The 18,967-nt window shown below is 37.6% G+C and carries 18 protein-coding genes and 1 other RNA gene; 7 read left to right on the forward strand and 12 right to left on the reverse strand.

Annotated elements, in window-relative coordinates:
* Positions 1–30 precede the first annotated feature (30 nt).
* An RNA gene (gene rnpB, locus FEE95_RS14630) (RNase P RNA component class A) lies at positions 31–346 on the reverse strand.
* Positions 347–474: 128 nt separating this feature from the next.
* Here rnpB and dnaX point away from each other — a divergent pair.
* Positions 475–2,523 (forward strand): DNA polymerase III subunit gamma/tau, encoded by a 2,049-nt coding sequence (gene dnaX / locus FEE95_RS14635; protein ID WP_138658749.1) that lies wholly within the window; start codon positions 475–477, stop codon positions 2,521–2,523.
* On the opposite strand, the gene FEE95_RS14640 is transcribed toward dnaX, so the two are convergent.
* A complete protein-coding gene (locus FEE95_RS14640) occupies positions 2,512–2,871 on the reverse strand; it encodes a transmembrane 220 family protein (protein ID WP_138658750.1) in 360 nt (119 codons plus the stop codon). The genes dnaX and FEE95_RS14640 overlap by 12 nt on opposite strands.
* Positions 2,872–3,007: 136 nt before the next feature.
* On the opposite strand from FEE95_RS14640, the gene FEE95_RS14645 reads away from it, so the two are divergent.
* Positions 3,008–3,589, forward strand: coding sequence for a MiaE family protein (locus tag FEE95_RS14645; RefSeq protein WP_138658751.1), 582 nt, complete (start codon positions 3,008–3,010; stop codon positions 3,587–3,589).
* A gap of 52 nt (positions 3,590–3,641) precedes the next feature.
* On the opposite strand, the gene ppk1 is transcribed toward FEE95_RS14645, so the two are convergent.
* The 8 genes from ppk1 to rpsA all read right to left on the reverse strand — a co-directional run bounded on the left by ppk1 (position 3,642) and on the right by rpsA (position 11,790).
* The gene (gene ppk1, locus FEE95_RS14650) at positions 3,642–5,717 is read right to left on the reverse strand and encodes a polyphosphate kinase 1 (protein ID WP_138658752.1); all 2,076 of its coding nucleotides are present in this window, start codon (positions 5,715–5,717) and stop codon (positions 3,642–3,644) included.
* A complete protein-coding gene (locus FEE95_RS14655; protein WP_138658753.1) occupies positions 5,714–6,202 on the reverse strand; it encodes a SixA phosphatase family protein in 489 nt (162 codons plus the stop codon). Before FEE95_RS14655 ends, ppk1 begins: the two co-directional genes overlap by 4 nt.
* Positions 6,203–6,293: 91 nt before the next feature.
* On the reverse strand, positions 6,294–6,938 hold the full coding sequence (gene pdxH, locus FEE95_RS14660) for a pyridoxamine 5'-phosphate oxidase (protein ID WP_138658754.1): 645 nt from the start codon (positions 6,936–6,938) through the stop codon (positions 6,294–6,296).
* Positions 6,939–7,060: 122 nt separating this feature from the next.
* Positions 7,061–7,966 (reverse strand): ribonuclease Z, encoded by a 906-nt coding sequence (locus tag FEE95_RS14665; RefSeq protein WP_138658755.1) that lies wholly within the window; start codon positions 7,964–7,966, stop codon positions 7,061–7,063.
* Positions 7,963–8,295 carry a ribonuclease Z gene (locus FEE95_RS14670; RefSeq protein WP_138658756.1) on the reverse strand — a complete coding sequence of 111 codons (333 nt, stop codon included), beginning with the start codon at positions 8,293–8,295 and terminating at the stop codon, positions 7,963–7,965. The genes FEE95_RS14665 and FEE95_RS14670 overlap by 4 nt, the downstream gene beginning before the upstream one ends.
* Before the next feature lie 5 nt (positions 8,296–8,300).
* On the reverse strand, positions 8,301–9,227 hold the full coding sequence (locus FEE95_RS14675) for an aspartate carbamoyltransferase catalytic subunit (RefSeq protein WP_138658757.1): 927 nt from the start codon (positions 9,225–9,227) through the stop codon (positions 8,301–8,303).
* 1 nt (position 9,228) lies between these two features.
* On the reverse strand, positions 9,229–9,768 hold the full coding sequence (pyrR, locus tag FEE95_RS14680; RefSeq protein WP_138658758.1) for a bifunctional pyr operon transcriptional regulator/uracil phosphoribosyltransferase PyrR: 540 nt from the start codon (positions 9,766–9,768) through the stop codon (positions 9,229–9,231).
* Positions 9,769–9,918: 150 nt separating this feature from the next.
* Entirely contained in the window at positions 9,919–11,790 is a 1,872-nt protein-coding gene (gene rpsA, locus FEE95_RS14685) for a 30S ribosomal protein S1 (RefSeq protein WP_138658759.1), read from the reverse strand.
* A gap of 263 nt (positions 11,791–12,053) precedes the next feature.
* Between rpsA and FEE95_RS14690 the strand changes: the two genes are divergently transcribed.
* Positions 12,054–12,434 (forward strand): LysM peptidoglycan-binding domain-containing protein, encoded by a 381-nt coding sequence (locus FEE95_RS14690; RefSeq protein ID WP_138658760.1) that lies wholly within the window; start codon positions 12,054–12,056, stop codon positions 12,432–12,434.
* 52 nt (positions 12,435–12,486) lie between these two features.
* Here the strand turns inward: FEE95_RS14690 and cmk are convergent, their stop codons facing one another.
* Positions 12,487–13,179 (reverse strand): (d)CMP kinase, encoded by a 693-nt coding sequence (gene cmk, locus FEE95_RS14695; RefSeq protein ID WP_138658761.1) that lies wholly within the window; start codon positions 13,177–13,179, stop codon positions 12,487–12,489.
* A 50-nt stretch (positions 13,180–13,229) separates the two neighbouring features.
* Positions 13,230–15,680 carry an endopeptidase La gene (lon, locus tag FEE95_RS14700; RefSeq protein ID WP_138658762.1) on the reverse strand — a complete coding sequence of 817 codons (2,451 nt, stop codon included), beginning with the start codon at positions 15,678–15,680 and terminating at the stop codon, positions 13,230–13,232.
* A gap of 243 nt (positions 15,681–15,923) precedes the next feature.
* On the opposite strand from lon, the gene FEE95_RS14705 reads away from it, so the two are divergent.
* The 4 genes from FEE95_RS14705 to FEE95_RS14720 are packed head-to-tail and all read left to right on the forward strand — an operon-like array spanning position 15,924 to position 18,883.
* Positions 15,924–16,478, forward strand: coding sequence for an RNA polymerase sigma factor (locus FEE95_RS14705; protein ID WP_138658763.1), 555 nt, complete (start codon positions 15,924–15,926; stop codon positions 16,476–16,478).
* Positions 16,478–17,038 (forward strand): DUF3379 domain-containing protein, encoded by a 561-nt coding sequence (locus tag FEE95_RS14710; RefSeq protein WP_138658764.1) that lies wholly within the window; start codon positions 16,478–16,480, stop codon positions 17,036–17,038. Before FEE95_RS14705 ends, FEE95_RS14710 begins: the two co-directional genes overlap by 1 nt.
* Entirely contained in the window at positions 17,019–18,110 is a 1,092-nt protein-coding gene (locus FEE95_RS14715) for a DUF4097 family beta strand repeat-containing protein (protein WP_138659195.1), read from the forward strand. Before FEE95_RS14710 ends, FEE95_RS14715 begins: the two co-directional genes overlap by 20 nt.
* A 47-nt stretch (positions 18,111–18,157) precedes the next feature.
* Complete coding sequence (locus tag FEE95_RS14720) at positions 18,158–18,883, forward strand: head GIN domain-containing protein (protein ID WP_138658765.1); 726 nt, start codon at positions 18,158–18,160, stop codon at positions 18,881–18,883.
* The last annotated feature ends 84 nt before the right edge of the window (positions 18,884–18,967 follow it).

Genomic DNA, 18,967 nt, shown 5'->3' on the forward strand with positions numbered 1-18,967 from the left:
GAACTTCCCTTGAAATTCGGAAAACTTTTAAAAAAAAGCAGGTCATAAGCCGGATTCTGTTCCTCATTGCTGAGTTCCTTATCATTTATCTAGACTTTCGGTTACCCAAAAGCTCTAACCGCCTACCCTTCGGCTCGGGCGTGCAGCCCTCAAACACCGGTTTACATGACGTTTCACCGCATAGAGTTTACCTGATTTCACTACAGCCGAACTGTACTTGCTTTCTGTTGCACTTGTCCGCATCTCTCGACGGATGGGTGTTACCCACTATGCTGCACTATGGTGTCCGGACTTTCCTCCTTGTACTGAAACTAAATCAGCACACGACGATAAGGTGACCTGCTGATGCAAAGGTAGCCCAATACTCGATAATTGTTGATAAAAAATCACTTAAAGAACTAGAATCACCTTTGATAGTATCGCGCTATTTTTATATTTGTAGACCGTTCATTTTTGACTTAAAATAACTCCTATTTGGAACCCTTCATAGTATCAGCAAGAAAGTATAGACCGCAAACATTTAAAGATGTTGTGGGCCAACAAGCGATTACCAATACGCTGCTGAATGCTATAGAAAATAACCATTTGGCCCAGGCGCTTTTGTTTTGTGGTCCACGTGGTGTTGGCAAAACAACTTGCGCACGTATTCTAGCCAAACAAATCAATCAAGATGGTACGCAAAGTGAAGATGAAGATTTTGCTTTTAACATTTTCGAGTTGGATGCTGCGTCTAACAATTCCGTAGATGATATTCGGAATCTGATTGACCAAGTCCGTATTCCGCCGCAGACAGGTAAATACAAAGTATATATCATTGATGAGGTACATATGTTGTCCTCAAACGCCTTCAATGCATTCTTAAAAACTTTGGAAGAGCCACCCAAACATGCCATATTCATCTTGGCCACTACGGAAAAACATAAAATAATACCCACCATACTTTCGCGTTGTCAAATATTTGACTTTAAACGAATTACGGTAAAAGACGCTGCAAACTACTTAAAGTACATAGCAAAGAATCAAGGTATTGAAGCGGAGGATGATGCGCTTCATATCATCGCTCAAAAAGCAGATGGAGCCATGAGGGATGCGCTCTCCATTTTTGATAGAGTTGTCAGTTTTTCTGGAAAACAACTTACTAGAAAAGCGGTTACCGAAAACCTAAATGTTCTTGATTACGAAACTTATTTTGAAGCGACGGACCGTATTCTTGAGCATAACATTCCGGAATTACTTCTTTTATTCAATAAAACTTTGTCCTTAGGATTTGACGGACACCATTTCATTAGTGGCTTAGCAACTCATTTTAGAGATTTAATGGTATGTCAACATCAAAGCACCATTAATTTGCTTGAAGTCGGCGACGGAGCGAAACAAAATTATCTAGAACAATCTCAAAAGACTTCCAATTCCTTTTTGCTAAAAGCGTTAAACATAGCCAATGACTGTGATTTAAAATATAAGACTAGTAAGAACCAACGTCTTCTAGTGGAACTGTCTTTAATGAAATTGGCATCCATCGATTTTGATGGAGAAAAAAAAAACCCTGAATCAGTAGCGCTTTTAGATAGTACCGTTGACTTTATTGCTCCTGCTTCTTTTTATAAAGGAATAACTCGCACCAAGTCAACAGCAGTGGAAACTAAGGAGGAAGTTTCTTCTGAAACTACAACAAATGCCCCTAAACAGGTTAAGGAAATCATTATAGAAGAAAGTCCTGAGGAAGTTAGAACTACCTCTACTATCTCTGAAGAATCCATTTCGCAAACCGCGATTACTCCTGAAGCAACTCAAAGGATTCCCTCAGAGGCCAAAGCTACACCTACCGAACCAGCAACTTTGGAAGTTATGCAGGAAGTGACTCAAACCATTCCAACGGAAGTTGCGTCTGCACCTATTGCACCAATATCTGAAATGAGTGCAGTTGAAACTGTTCAAGATGTACCTTCTGAAATGCCAAGATCAATTACGGAACCAGAAGTTGCCCTCTCCGAATCGGTTGAAACTGTTGTAGAAGAGAAAGTTACCGAAGCTCCTAAAATCAATATTAGTCTCGCAGAAAAAAGAGTTTCCGCACTTTCAATATCCAGTCTGAAGGCTAAAAAAGTTCACGAGCAGAGTCGTAAAGACCATACGATTGATGAAAGCAAACTTCCCAAAGAAGTTTTTGCTGAGGAAGCTTTACAAGGCCATTGGGCAGATTTTGTTCAAAAATTGGATGAATCGGGTAAAAAAATTCTAGCATCAAATTTAAATGCCGATGTTCCTAAGTTAAGAAACGAAACGACTATCTGGATTGAGCTACCAAACGATACCATGAAAAAGGAAATTGAACGGGAGCAGTATGATTTGATGGAGTATCTTAAAGGGAAGTTGAATAACTATTTTATCACTTTACAAATAACCGTAAACGAAGCCACGGCTAAAAAATTTGCTTTTACTCCCGAAGAGAAATATCAAAAGTTGCGGGAAAAGAATCCAACAATAGATTTGTTGCGAAAAGAATTCGATTTAGACCTTTGATTTCCTGGCCATCCAACCTCGTAATGCCAATACGAGCATCACAATTGCGATAATTAGAAGTCCGAAGGCTTCTCTTCCCTCCTCTATGTTTTTAATATCACCGGCTCCTATTTCAAAGCCTTCAAACTTTTCCGGATAAGAATAAAAGAAACCGATTAGGGCGGCGACTCCTCCAGCCAATGGAATTGTAAACGAAAGTCGTCCAAAAGCAAAAGCCAACGTAATAATCCCGGCTAGACCCCAAATAATAATCCATAACATTGGATCCGGGTCATTGTACTGCAATGCCGCAGAAATGATGAATAAGATTCCGAAAAGTATGGCAATGATTTTAAAAAGCTTGTTCATGAATCAGTTGGCTTTAATTTGATGTCTAAAATACAAAATACACTTCTAACTTGATTTGTACCAAGATTCATGTCATTTACTGCATGTAAGAAATCATTCCTATTTTCTTTCTATTTTTGTCCCAAAGAAAAACGCTATGTTAGGTCTAAAACTTCCCACTGACCCTAGGTGGGTTAATATCGTTGAGAAAAATATTGATGAAATCTTAACAGATCATGCGTATTGTGAGCAGAAGGCAGCTAGTACGGCGATTTCGTTAATTGTAAGTTTCCCCGAGTATACGGATTTGATTGAAGAGATGATTGCATTGTCTCGTGAAGAAATGGGGCATTTTAAAATGGTGCATGATCGTATTATCGCTAGGGGACAGAAACTAGGCAGAGATCGCAAAGATGAATACGTTTTACAATTGGTCAAGTTCTTTCCAAAGGGAGGTAGCAGAACTACCCAGCTTGTACACAGACTTCTATATGCAGCATTAATAGAGGCTCGAAGCTGCGAACGTTTTCGATTATTATCCGAAGAATTGGAAGATAAAGATCTTGCAGAGTTCTATCATAAATTAATGGTCAGTGAAGCAAGTCACTATACGATGTTCTTAAAGTTTGCCCGACAATATGGAGACCGCGAAGAAGTAGATAAAAAGTGGCAAAATTTATTGGAATATGAGGCCGAGATTATGAAAAACCTTAGTAAAAGTGAAAGTATTCATGGATAAAAAAGGTTTAAGGTTTAAAATTAATTTTATAATTCTAACCTCATAACGTTTTTCACTTCTCCTCTAACTTCTCCAAATAATAATCATACATGGCAAACTGCGAACGCACTTTTTTGTTGCCATTTTTCCGATACGCATTATCTTGCGACTCATTAAAAACACGTGCTTTGACATTGTCACTCCAAGACATTTCGAAAGTATCCAATAGTTCTTGCTTGATATCTTCATCGTAAATAGGACAACCAACTTCAACACGATTATCAAGGTTACGGGTCATCCAATCAGCTGAAGAAATATAGATTTTTGAATCACCACCATTTCCGAAAATAAAAACACGTGGGTGCTCTAAGAATTTATCTACAATACTAATCGCCTCAATATTCTCACTTATACCTTTGATTCCGGGCACTAAACAACAAACTCCTCTAATAATCAATTGAATTTTGACCCCCGCCCTACTGGCCTCATAAAGCTTGTCTATCATTTTATAGCTTGTAAAGCTGTTCATTTTGATTTTGATATAGGCTTCATTACCAGCCAAAGCACTTTCTATTTCTTTATCAATTAGTTTGAGAAACGTACTTTTTGTATAATGTGGTGAAACTATGAGGTGCTTGTATTTATTAATCTTATAGGTTGTCTCAAAGAAATCAAAGACCTTGTTCAATTCTTTAAGTATAGCTTCGTGAGCGGTAAATAAGGTGTAATCTGTATAGATGCGAGCTGTTGCTTCACTAAAGTTTCCGGTGCTAATGAAACCGTAACGTTTCATTCCTTCCTCTTCCTCTCGTTCGATTACGCAAACCTTACTATGTACTTTGAGCCCGGGTACACCAAAAATAAGTTTAACTCCCTCAGCTTGAAGTTGCTCCGCATATTCTATGTTGGCTTGCTCATCAAAACGAGCTTGCAATTCGATTTGAACCGTTACCTGCTTACCATTTTTAACTGCATTGATTAGTGACGCTGCTACTTGCGAATTACTAGCAAGCCTATAAACTGTTATCTTGATAGTTCTAACCTTAGGGTCTAAAGCGGCTTCCCGAAGAAACTTAATGACATAAGAAAAGGTATGATATGGGGTATATTGTAAATAGTCTTTTTGGGCAATTTGCTCGAGTAGGCTGCCTTCCATGCTGAAATCTTTTACAGGCAGAGGCGTAATTTTATCATACATTAAATCTTGTCTGCCCAGGCTAGGGAAACCCATATAATCGCGTCTATTGTGATAGCGGCCACCAGGTATTACGCTATCAGTATCCTCAATATTCATTTTCTCTCTAAGAAAAGCCAAGGTGTCTTTTCCAATACTCTTATCGTATACAAAACGGACCGGATCTCCCAACTTTCGATGTTCCACACTTGAAGATATCTTGGCAATAAAACTTTTACTAAGGTCATTGTCCATATCAAGCTCAGCATCCCTGGTAATTTTAATCATGTGTGCCGATATCGATTCATACTCGAACATGGTAAAAATACTCCGTAGGCAGTATCGAATAAGATCATCTAATATAATGATGTAATTTTTATCACCCTCTTTTGGAAGTACTACAAAGCGGTCAATGCCTTTGGGAATTTCTATTAAGGCGTATCTTTTCTCTTTTTCTTCAGCTATTTGATCCCCGATAATAATCATCTTCACGGCCAAATAAGCTGCAGTATCCTTTAAGGTAGGAAACTCTGTAAGATCATTAAGAATGATGGTCATCAATTGTGGGCTTACATTCTGAAGGAAATAGTTTTTTACAAAGTCCCGTTGTTTATTGTTAAGCTGGGTTTCTTTGATAATAAAGATATTCTGACCTTCTAATTCAGCCTGAATCTGCTTTAAAATTTTTACACTTCTTGATTGTTGGTCAATTACAATCTTAGTAATTTCCTCCAAAAGATCTTTGGCGATTTCTCCACCTAAAACACTCTTTCCTTTTTTTCCTGCCTCTACTATTCGCTTTACGGTAGCGTATCGCACTTTGAAAAACTCATCGAGATTGTTTGAGTAAATACCGAGAAATCGCAGCCTTTCAATCAAAGGTACATTAGTATCGGTACTCTCTTGTAAAACGCGCTCATTAAACCATAACCAACTGATTTCGCGGTTTACATATTGATTTTTGGCTTTTATCATCCTCTTAATTGCTTTGGAAAAATAGTTTGTTTTGTGATTCCTTTTTCAACGGATTTCCAATCTTCGACTTCGAATTCCAAATGTACCAATCCACTTGTAGGAACGTTTTCAATATAGGTATTTCCGAGGGAATTGGCAATGTGCGTAAACGCATGATTATGTCCAAAAATCAGCACAGTATTTAAATCATCATCCAGCCCTTTTACGAACTGAAGGACGTATTCTCCTGAAAAATCATATAACTCATTGACTACCCGAAACTTGTCTAATGCAAAATACAATTGTCTTACGAAAATCATGCTTGTATGCAATGCCCTATTTGCAGGACTAGAGAAGGCAGCATCAACAGGTATCGATTGCTCATTGAAATTATCGGCTACTAAATGCGCATCGTTTATACCTCTTTGCAATAACGGACGGTCTTTATCGCCAACGGAATACTCCCAGGAGGACTTGCCATGGCGGACTAGAATAAGGGTCTTCATTCTTAATTGTCTTTAAAAAGGGGGGATATTAGTGTTCATTTGACTTGGCAGTTTTATTCAAAGTTTTCTGCCCAAGCCAACTGTTACTGGTCTATGGTGCTAATCGCTCCATCTTCCAGTCTATATTTTCAAGTGTATATTGAATTCGGTCATGCAAGCGATTTGGTCTTCCTTGCCAAAACTCCATTGAAACGGGCTTTACAATATATCCGCCCCACCAATCTGGGCGTTCGATTTCTCTACCTTCGTACTCCTGTTCTAAATCTGTAAGTTTTTTTTCTAAGAATTCCCTTGATGGAATTACGCTACTCTGGTTAGAAACTAGTGCACCTAACTTACTTCCTTCCGGGCGAGATTCAAAATACCCATCGGAAAGATTCTTTGAAATTTTTTCAGCTTTTCCTTTGATAATAATCTGACGTTCTAAATTCGGCCAAAAAAAGGAAATACAAACATGTGGGTTCTTGGCTATCGCCTTTCCCTTCTCACTTTCGTAATTTGTATAAAAGGTAAACCCTTCATGAGTATACTTTTTCAATAACAATACTCTATTCTTTGGAAAACCATCTAAACCGATTGTGGAAACCGTCATAGCATTTGGTTCATCTACTCCTTCAGAAGCCTCAACCTCATAAAACCATTTTTGAAAAAGCTCCATAGGATTATCTGAAACAGTGTTCTCCATCAAGGCACTCTTTTCGTACGATTTTCGGTAATTTCCTAAATCCTTTTGCATAAGACAATAGTATTAAAAATACACCTGTAAAGTTCTGTAAAAATTATAAGACCCCAAAGGTTTTGAAAGTCTTTGGAGTGCGCTCTTTATAGGTGTTGAGCTTGCTCGATTAAATAATCTTGTTAGAATTCGAAAATTTTACCATCGTCTGCCAGCTCAACATTTTGGAAAATCGTTTGCGCTTCTTCCTTGAAAAGTTCAATGGACTTATATCTAGTTGAGTAATGCCCTAAAATCAAAATACCAACATCAGCTGCTTTTGCAATGGCAGCGGCTTCTTTAGCTGTTGCATGTTTTGTTTTACCAGAAAGATGTTCTTCTGAATCTAAAAAAGTGGATTCATGGTATAAAACATCAGAACCCTTAATCTGTGGAATAATCTCGGGCATATAGGCCGTATCACTGCAATAGGCATAGGTTTTAGGCTTTGGAGAATCAAAGGTCAATTCTGTATTTGGTATCACTTGACCACTATCTAAAGTGACATCCTTTCCGTTTTTGATATTTTGATAGGATGATATGTCAATTTTATGTTTCGCAACTTTTTCTGTGTTTAGCTTCCGTTCACCCAATTTCTCTTTAAACAGAAATCCATTGGTATATACTCGATGATTTAGAGGAATAGTTTCAACCGATACTTTATCATCTTCATAAATCAGTTCTGTTTCCTTAGATGTCAACTCATGAAAAATCAAGGGGAAATTCGTCCATGAATCCCCAAGTTTTAAAAGAAGGGTGATAGCTTCTTTAATTCCCTTCGGACCATAAATATGCATTTCTTTGTCCCTACCTAGCAAACGAAATGTTGAAATTAATCCAGGTAATCCAAAGAAATGGTCTCCATGCAAATGGGAAATAAAAATATGATTGATTCGAGAAAACTTAATTTTGTTCTTCCGCAGTTGTACTTGTGTTCCTTCTCCACAATCGATAAGAAACATATGTCCTTTGATATCTAAAACTTGAGACGTTGGATTGGTTAAAGTTCGTGGCGTAGCGGCATAGCAGCCTAGAATGTGTAATTTCAAATTCCGAGGTCCCTTTCTATTTCTTCCATTTCGATTATATCTCGTGCTTCCTGAAGCGTTGGAACCACAACAATTTCTTCTGGAACTTCATCGTAAGCAACCTTATCTGTGACTAAAACAAAAGATTTGTTTGCTCCCCTATGTTTGTTAGAGAGCTCTAAAAACTCCAAAACATCTCCGCTGCTCAACTTGGAAAAAGAAAAAAGATTGATAATTAAATGATCGTTCTCGATTTTCGTGTAAGCATTGGCCAAATTTTCTAAAAACATAGACAACTCGATATTCTCCTGAAAAACTGTAGTAGTAGTTCCATTTTTATCAAAAACCATAGTGTTTATTTTATTTTTGAGGCTAATAAATAAATCACCGCCATACGAATAGCAACTCCGTTTTCGACCTGATTCAATATAATCGATTGATTGGAATCCGCTACATCGCTGGTTATTTCAACACCCCTGTTTATAGGGCCTGGGTGCATAATCACAATTTCTTTGTTTAAACTTTCAAGCAGTGTTCTGTTCACTCCGAACTGCTGAGTATATTCTCTTGTGGTTGGAAAGTAACTAATATCCAATCGTTCATTTTGTATGCGTAGCATATTCGCCACATCACACCAGTTCAAGGCTTTTCGTAAATCGGTCTCAACTTCTACACCTAAAGACTCAACATGTTTGGGAAGCAGGGTTTTCGGTCCGCAAACTTTAACATTTGCTCCTTGTAACTTAAGCGCAAAAATATTTGATAGCGCTACGCGGGAGTGTAAAATATCTCCAACAATAACCACATTTTTACCCGCCACATCACCAAGTTTTTCCCGAATAGAATAGGAATCCAACAAAGCTTGTGTTGGATGCTCATGTGCTCCATCACCAGCATTTACAATAGATGCATTTACATGTTTCGATAAGAATATCCCAGCTCCAGGATTTGGATGACGCATCACGACCATATCTACTTTCATAGAAAGAATATTGTTGACGGTGTCAATAAGTGTCTCTCCCTTTTTTACAGAAGACTGACCGGCGGAAAAATTGATAACATCCGCGGACAAACGTTTTTCGGCTAATTCAAAAGACAGTTTGGTACGCGTACTGTTCTCAAAGAAAATATTGGCAATGGTAATATCTCGAAGTGATGGGACTTTCTTAATAGATCGATTGATAACTTCTTTAAAATGATCGGCAGTTTCAAAAATGAGCTGAATATCTTTTTCATTCAGATATTTAATTCCCAATAAGTGTTTGACACTTAGTTCGCTCATACTATTTATTTATCAAATAAATTACATCTTTTCCGTCATTCTCCTTCCACATCACTTTCACCTTCTCGTTGTTTATTGCATCGACTTGTCGTCCTCTATAGTTGGGTTGAATCGGTAAATGTCTACTAAATCTTCTATCGATTAAAGTCAGTAACTCTACGTCTTTAGGTCTTCCGAAAGATTGTAAGGCGGTTAAAGCGGCATTAATACTTCTTCCGGTGTAAAGCACGTCGTCTATAAGCACAACATTTTTATCTTCTACTAAGAAATTGATACTTGTAGCTGTGGCCTCAAGTGTTTTATCCCCCCTTCGGAAATCATCACGATAAAAAGTGATATCCAAAAATCCCAAGTCAATATGTTTGACCTTGTATTCTTCCTTTAAAATTTTGGTAAGTCGTTCGGCTACGAAAGTTCCTCTGGGCTGAATCCCAATTAAAACAGTGTTTGAAAAGTCCAAATGATTTTCAAGAAGTTGACAAGCCAATCGGTGAAGGATGATGTTGATTTCTTTTTCGGAAAGAAGTACTTTTTGACTCATAATGGACGTGAATCCTTTTGTTGGACAAAAATAGGGAATTCTCGATTAATAGGAATCTTAATTTGTAGCAAAACAAAAACCCTGACCAAAACGGTCAGGGTTTTTTATTCATAGTTTCTCACCTTCGTGGGAAAGATAAATGTCACTGGTTTATTTCTTCCCAGCTTCCATCTTATCCTTTAACGCCTGTAAAGCTTCGTTAGCATCACCTAAAGTTGGTTTTGCTTCATCAGCAGAAGCTTTCTGTCTTTTAACAGCAGCTTTTACATTACGTTTCTCTTCTTCTCTAAAGATTGCGGTATGACTTGCCACAACTCTTTTGAAGTCTTTATTGAATTCAATAATCTTGAATTGGGCTTCTTCTCCTTTTCCGAGTTTCTTGCCATCTTCTTTCTCTAAATGACGTTGCGGTACGAATGCCGTAATGTCTTCATTGAATTCAATGATAGCTCCTTTATCAACAATTTCGGTTATAGATGCCGTATGAACTGAATCTAAACCAAATTCTTTCTCGTATTTATCCCAAGGATTATCAGTTGTCTGTTTGTGACCTAAGCTTAACTTACGCCCATCAACATCCAATTCCAGTACCTCAACCTCTAAAGTTTCACCAACAGCGGTAAACTCAGATGGGTGCTTAACTTTCTTAGTCCAAGAAAGGTCAGAGATGTAAATCAATCCGTCGATACCTTCTTCTAGCTCAACAAATACACCGAAGTTCGTAAAGTTTCTAACGATACCTTTGTGTCTTGAAGCAACAGGATATTTTGTGGTGATATCCGTCCATGGGTCTGGAGTCATTTGCTTGATGCCAAGAGACATCTTGCGATCTTCTCTATCTAAAGTCAATACAACTGCTTCAACCTCATCACCTACTTTCACGAAATCTTGTGCAGAACGCAAGTGTGTAGACCATGACATTTCAGAAACGTGAATCAATCCTTCAACACCTTCAACAACTTCAATGAATGCACCGTAATCAGCAATAACGACTACTTTACCTTTCACTTTGTCACCAATCTTAATGTCCTCAGATAAAGCCTCCCATGGGTGCTTCTCTAATTGTTTCAATCCTAGTTGGATTCTTGATTTATTCTCATCGAAATCAAGGATTACCACATTCAATTTCTGGTCTAGTTCAACAACCTCGTTCGGGTGGTTGATTCTACTCCAAGAAAGGTCTGTAATATGAACTAATCCATCCACACCGCCTAAATCGATAAAGACTCCGTAAGAAGTAATATTTTTAACAACACCTTCAAGTACTTGTCCTTTTTCAAGTTGACTGATGATTTCTTTTTTCTGTTCTTCGATATCTGCTTCAATCAATGCTTTGTGCGATACAACAACGTTTTTGAATTCGTGGTTGATTTTAACCACTTTGAATTCCATTGTTTTATTCACGTATTGATCGTAGTCACGAATAGGCTTCACATCAATTTGAGAACCTGGAAGGAAAGCTTCGATTCCGAATACATCGACAATCATACCACCTTTAGTTCTACATTTAACGAAACCACTAACCACTTCCTCCTTGTCATGAGCCGCATTGACGCGATCCCAAGCCATAATAGTTCTTGCTTTTCTATGAGAAAGGACCAATTGACCGCTCTTATCTTCACGGATATCAATCAATACCTCAACTTTATCTCCAACTTTTAAATCAGGATTGTAACGGAATTCGTTCAAAGAAATAACCCCTTCCGATTTTGCATTGATGTCGATAATTGCTTCACGGTCTGTTAAATACACAACAGTACCTTCAACAACTTCAGCATCAGCAGTATCTACAAAGTTCTCTGAAACAAGTTTTTCGAACTCTTCTAATTTAGCGTCCTCAACTTTTTCAATACCTTGCTCGTACTTTTCCCAATTAAAGTTTTCTAAAAATTCTTTTGGATCTTGGACGGGAGCCGTCTCTTTTACCTTCTCTACCGTTTCGGTAGCTTCTTGAACTGCTTCTGCAGTTTCTTGAGTTGCTTCAGTAGTTTCTTCTACTTGAGCTTTTTTTTCTTCAGCCATTTGAAGAGTATTATTTGTATTCTACAACCTTAACAAGAGTTAAACGATTAGCGTAGAAGCTGTTATATGAATTTTTTCTTTCCCTTTCTTCTCTTGAAAAATTTCGTTAAAAAGGGCTGCAAAAATACAGTTTTTATTTCAGTAAACCAACCCAATTTTAAAAAGGTCTTATTCGAGTAGCACATATTTTGATAATAGATGATAAATTAGGGCATTTATTAGTATCTTGGGCATTCAAATATTAACCGTTTAAATAATAATACATGAGCGTTAAAGCAAAGTATCAAGGCGTTTTGAACCTTGGTGAACAATTAGGAATTAAAGATGGAAACGTAACCGAAGAAGGTGGCGTTCTTAAAATAAAAGGAGTGGCAAATACGCCTTACGAAAAAGACTTACTTTGGGATAAAATCAAAGAATTAGGTGGCGAAAGTGCTTCTGACATTAAAGCAAATATTTCAGTTGCCGATGATTCCATCTACCACAGACATACCGTTTCTAGCGGAGAGTCTTTAAGTAAAATCGCGAAGCACTATTACGGTGATGCCATGAAATACAAGCAGATTTTTGCTGCAAACACCAATATTCTTAAAAATCCAGATGTGATTCATCCAGATCAGGTTTTGGTTATTCCAAATCCATAAGAATTTAACTTATTGTACATTGAAAAAGGGATGGCCAGAAACCATCCCTTTTTTATTTCTTTTCAATAATGCGCAACGCAAAATTATACATTCGCTCAAACTGTTCTTTCAATCCCATATCGCTATTATCAAACTCAATAGCATCTTCCGCTTTTCGCAGTGGCGAAAATTCCCGACTTGAATCTATCGCATCACGTTGCTGCACATTTTTAAGCACTTCATCATAGTCTACTTCTTCGCCTTTGTGCAACAATTCTTTATAGCGTCGATACGCTCTTTTTTCCGGGGAGGCGCTCATGAATATCTTTACTTCCGCATCCGGAAAAACTACAGTTCCGATATCTCGCCCGTCCATGACAATGCCTTTCGCCTTTCCCATTTTTTGCTGTAGGGCGACCAATTTAATTCGCACGGCTTCAATTTCCGCAACCGGACTCACAAACTGGGAAACTTCCATAGTACGGATTTCCTTTTCTACGTTTTCTCCGTTTAAATACATCTCCGAAAATCCCAACTGGTCATTATACTGAAAGTTGAGTATTATTTTATCAAGGGAATTTACCAAAGCGTCTACATCTTTGTGATGCTTATCTATAAAACCATTTCTCATGGCAAATAGCGTCACAGCACGGTACATCGCACCGGTATCCACGTATACATAACCCAAAGCTTTTGCCAATTGTTTGGCAATTGTGCTTTTCCCTGTTGAGGAATAGCCGTCAATAGCTATGGTTATTTTTTCCATTCAATAAAAATAGTCAGAAATAAAGGAGTTCTACCCTACTAGCAGAAATATTAGAACTTCTTTGCGTTTTTGACCTTCTGATTCGTAATTGCAATATCAACAACCTCATGCATATCAGTAACATAGTGAAAGGTCAATCCCTTCAAATAATCTTGTTTGATTTCTAAGATGTCTCGCTCATTTTCTTTGCAAAGAATAATCTCTTTAATACGAGCGCGCTTAGCTGCTAGAATTTTTTCCTTGATTCCGCCTACTGGTAGTACTTTTCCACGAAGTGTTATTTCGCCGGTCATGGCCAAACTTTTCTTCACCTTCCGTTGTGTAAATAAGGAAACCAAAGAAGTTAGCATAGTAACTCCAGCACTTGGACCGTCTTTCGGAGTTGCCCCTTCTGGAACGTGAATATGTACGTTGTACTTCTCAAAGAGCTCCGCATCGATACCAAAACGGTCGGCATTTGATTTGATATATTCCATGGCAATGGTGGCAGACTCTTTCATTACCTTACCAAGGTTTCCAGTAATATTTAATGTTCCTTTTCCTTTAGATAATATGGATTCAATAAAAAGAATGTCTCCCCCCACGCTCGTCCAAGCTAAACCAGTGACAACACCTGCAACATCATTGTTTTCATATTTGTCACGCTCCATTCTTGCAGGACCCAATGTCTTTTCAACATCTGCACTACTCACTTTTATCTCATACTCCTCCTCTGTAGCAATAGATTTTGCAGCATACCGTACCATTTTGGCAATCTGCTTTTCTAATGAACGTACTCCGGATTCTCTCGTATAACCTTCAACAATTTTCTCCAACTGCGGCTTACCAATCTTTAAATGTTTGGATTCGAGTCCGTGTTCTTTTAATTGCTTCGGAAGTAAATGACGCTTAGCTATCTCGACCTTTTCTTCAATAGTGTAACCTGTGACATTGATGATTTCCATACGATCACGAAGTGCCGGTTGAATCGTTGACAAGTTATTTGCAGTTGCAATAAACATCACCTTAGAAAGGTCATAGCCCATTTCCAAGAAATTGTCATAAAATTCACTATTCTGTTCAGGATCTAAAACTTCAAGCATCGCTGAAGAAGGGTCTCCTTGATGGCTATTGGATAACTTATCTATCTCATCTAAAATAAAAACGGGATTTGATTTTCCCGCTTTTTTCAGGCTTTGCACAATACGTCCCGGCATCGCACCGATATAGGTTTTACGGTGTCCGCGAATTTCAGCTTCATCCCGTAATCCTCCTAAAGAAATACGCACATATTCCCTTCCTAGGGCTTCGGCTACTGATTTTCCTAAGGAAGTTTTACCGACTCCCGGTGGCCCGTATAAACAAAGAATAGGCGATTTCATATCATTTCGCAGTTTCAATACTGCCAGATATTCGATAATTCTTCGTTTAACATCCTCCAAGCCGTAATGATCTCGATCTAAAATCTTTTGGGCCCTTTTTAAATCAAATTTATCCTTCGAAAACTCATCCCATGGAAGATCTAAAAATAAATCCAAATAATTTCTTTGGATGGAATACTCGGCTACCTGAGGGTTCATTCGTTGCATTTTGGATAACTCCTTATCAAAGTGCTCCCCTATCTTTTCATTCCATTTTTTCTTCTTGGCACGAGCTCGCATTTCTTGGATTTCCTCATCATAGGAAACTCCACCCAACTCTTCTTGAATGGTTTTCATCTGCTGGTGCAAGAAGTATTCACGTTGCTGCTGATCCATATCACTACGAACCTTAGATTGAATATCATTCTTCAATTCAAGCTTTTGTAATTCAACATTCATGTACTTCAAAGTAGCCAAAGCTCTTTCTTGAAGGTTCCGAATTTCAAGCAATTCTTGTTTTGCCGCAACTCCTAAGTTCAAGTTTGATGATATGAAGTTTATTAAAAAGGAATTGCTCTCGATATTCTTAATTGCAAAAGAAGCCTCGCTAGGTATGTTCGGATTATTTGCGATTATCTTCAGCGATAAATCCTTTATAGATTCAATTATTGCTAAAAACTCTTTATCATCTTTTGCAGGTCTTTCTTCCGCAGTCTCTCTTACAGTTGCCGTTATGTAAGGGGTTTTCGTTAAGACTTCTGCAATTTCAAAACGCTTTTTACCCTGAATAATAACCGTTGTATTGCCATCAGGCATTTGTAGTACCCGTAAAATTTTAGCAACGGTACCCAGAGTGTTGATATCTTTTACATCAGGGTTTTCAGTCTCCTCATCCTTTTGTGAAACCACTCCGATTACTTTAGAACCGTTATTAGCGTCCTTTATTAATCTAATTGATTTATCACGCCCAGCAGTAATCGGAATTACAACTCCTGGAAACAAAACAGTATTACGTAATGGTAATATCGGAAGGGTTTCAGGTAAACTCTCGCTGTTCATTTGTTCCTCGTCCTCGGGGGTCAATAAGGGAATTAACTCCGCATCCTCTTCTATGGAATGCAAAGACATATTGTCAAAATTGGTAAACTTAGAATTTCCCATATATACATTTAAGACATTCTGTCATTATAATAACACTGAACGTTCTCTTATTTTAAGTCGTTAAAGTATTCAAAAGCCTTACTATCATTAAGTTATCTTCAAATTGGCTTTTCTTGTTTACAAATAAAGACAATTGTTATGCCAATCCTGATTTAAATTGATAAAGCCTTTGTAAATGATTTTTTTAACACAAACTGTAACAATCCGTAACTTCCCTTATCTCTATAACAAACCATTCATTTTTTGAGCCACAAAAAAGAAAATACTGACGTTTTAGTTCAATTGTGTTTGCAAGGAAAACAAAGTGCACAATTGGAGATTTACAACCGCTATTACAAAGCCATGTACAATACATCGGTGCGGATTGTAAAGAACAGCGCAGAGGCTGAGGATGTGATGCAAGAGTCGTTTTTAAACGCGTTTACGAAACTGCACACATTTAAAGGAGAGGTAACTTTCGGATCTTGGTTGAAACGCATTGTGATAAACAACAGTATCTATCATTACAGAAAACAACAAAAGAAAAAAGAAGTTGATCTGGATGATGTAATGTACAAGGTCGAAGATAATGACGGAGTTGTTTCGGATCATGCGATCACGGAATTGAAGGCTCAAAAAGTGATGGAGACCATGAATCTGTTGAAAGACAATTACAGAGTTTCTTTGACCTTACATTTAATAGAAGGGTATGATTATGAAGAAATAAGTAAAATAATGGATATCAGTTATGCCAACTGCAGAACGACAATCTCTAGGGCAAAGCAAAGTTTGAGAAATAAATTAACAATTGCATACTAATGGATAAGAATAATATAAATAGGCTATTTGACAAGCTCCAAGGTACTTTCGACACGGAAGAACCCAAAGGAGGGCATCAGCAAAGGTTCTTAGAAAAGTTACAAGCATCGCAAGGTGTTGCATCAATTCAAAAGAAAAGTAATGCTTGGTGGAAACCCTTATCAATAGCAGCCTCAGTAGTCATCCTTTTAGGAATAGGTTTCAGCATGTACAATACATCGCCTACTGTAAATCAGCAGGTTGCTGAAATTTCTCCGGAAGTATCGCAGACACAATTTTACTTTGCCAGCCTTATTGATGAACAAGTAAAACTACTGGAGAGCGAAAGTACTCCGGAGACCAAGAAAATGATTGATGACACCATGATTCAATTAAATAGGTTAGATGCCAATTATAAAGTACTAGAACAAGACCTTTTGAATGGCGGAAACAGCAAATTGATACTGAGTGCTATGATAAACAATTTTCAAACACGAATAGACCTTTTACAAGACGTACTAGATCAAGTTTCAACTATTAAAAACTTAAAAAAATATAATGATGAAAACTATACTATTTAAATTTCCCCTTATTGTACTTTTAGTACTTCCTATGCTACTTTCGGCTGGGAATGGAAAACTGAAAGGTAAATACACTAAAGAAAAAACCATTAAAAAAGAGTTTGATGTCAACTCAGATGCCCTCTTAAAAATCAGGAACAGCTACGGTAATCTGAATCTCACTTCCTGGGATGAAAACAGGGTTGTTATTGAAGTGCATATTAAAACCAACGGTAACAATGAGGAAAAAGTCCAAAAGAAACTTGATGGAATTTCAGTTGACTTTGAAGCAAGTAGCAGTGTAGTTTCCGCAAGAACTATTTTCGATGACAATAAAAACAGTTGGGGTTGGAACTGGGGCAAAAACAACAATGTCAACATGCAAATCAACTATACGATTAAACTTCCCATAAAAAATAGTGTGAACTTGAATAATGACTACGGAAGTATTATTTTAGACCGTGTGGATGGGCATGCAAAAATCAACTGTGATTATGGTCGATTAGAAATTGGCGAACTCCACGGGAGAAATAATCAATTGAATTTCGATTACACTTCAAAGTCAACTATCGATTTTATAAATAGTGGTACCATAAACGCGGATTATTCCGGATTCACTATTGAAAAAGCAGGAGATTTGACCATCAAAGCAGATTACACCAACTCGACGGTAGAAAAAATGGGCAATCTCGACTACAACACCGATTACGGTAAAATCGAGATAGGAGAAGCTAAAAACGTTTTAGGTACGGGAGATTATATAACTGTTAAGTTAGGTACAATTCACGGCAATGTAGATGTAACAGCTGATTATGGTTCAGTAAAGATTGCAAAACTGGCGGCCGATGCTGGAAACGTGCAGATACGCAGTGACTATACAGGTATAAAAATAGGATATGATCCAGGGTATCATTTTAATTTCGAAATCAAAACCTCATATGCAGGGGTAAGTGGAAAAGATGATTTTGAAATGAGTGTAAGTCAAGTCAAAAATACAAGTAAGTATTACAAAGGCCATTACGGGTCTTCGAATAGCGGAAACTCCGTATCTATTTCAAGTGACTACGGAGGAATAACATTTTATAAAAATTAATTCATTAATCAACCCATCCGTCAAAAGCGGATATTAAAAACACAATCATGAAAAAATTATTGAGCCTAAGTTTAGTACTATTGTTTACAGCCTCATGTTCAGCACAATGGGGGAAAAAAGTTAAAGGAAATGGAAATGTAACGACCATTGAACGCAGTGTCGGTGAATATGATGCCATCGGATTATCTGGTTGGTTTGATTTAGATTTAGTAGCCGGAAAAGAAGGCGAAATCAAATTGGAAGGTGAATCTAATCTATTAGAATATATCAAGACCGAAGTGAAAAACGGAAAGTTATCGATCAAAGTAGAAAAAGGGTACAATCTAAAACCTTCATCGTGGGATGATGGCATTAGAATCACCGTTCCTGTTGAGAGTATCAACGCTGTTGCACTTTCAGGTTCGGGAGATATTGTTGGTAAAACAACAATCAAAACTGATAATTTCAAAACCGCGATGTCTGGGTCAGGTGACATTACCTTAGATGTTGAAGCAAGTTCAATTGATGCTTCAATGTCAGGTTCAGGTGATATAACTTTAAAGGGAAGTACACGTGATTTCGAAGCGACCATATCAGGTAGCGGTGATATCAAAGCCTATGATCTAGAAGCGGATAATGTAGATGCAACAGTATCAGGATCTGCTGATATTAAGGTAACAGCAAACAAAATGCTGAAAGCCAGAGTATCAGGATCAGGAGATATTAGCTATCGCGGTAACCCAGAAAAAGTAGACACGAAAGCTTCTGGTTCAGGAGATATTTCAAAAGGATAGGGGTTTATTCATCAAAGAAGAAAACCCCCACTAATCAAAAACAAAGCCTCTGCAAAGCAGAGGCTTTTTAAATTAAAGTAACCG

The organism is Maribacter algarum (ex Zhang et al. 2020), assembly GCF_005885635.1.
Taxonomy (GTDB): Bacteria; Bacteroidota; Bacteroidia; order Flavobacteriales; family Flavobacteriaceae; genus Maribacter_C; species Maribacter_C algarum.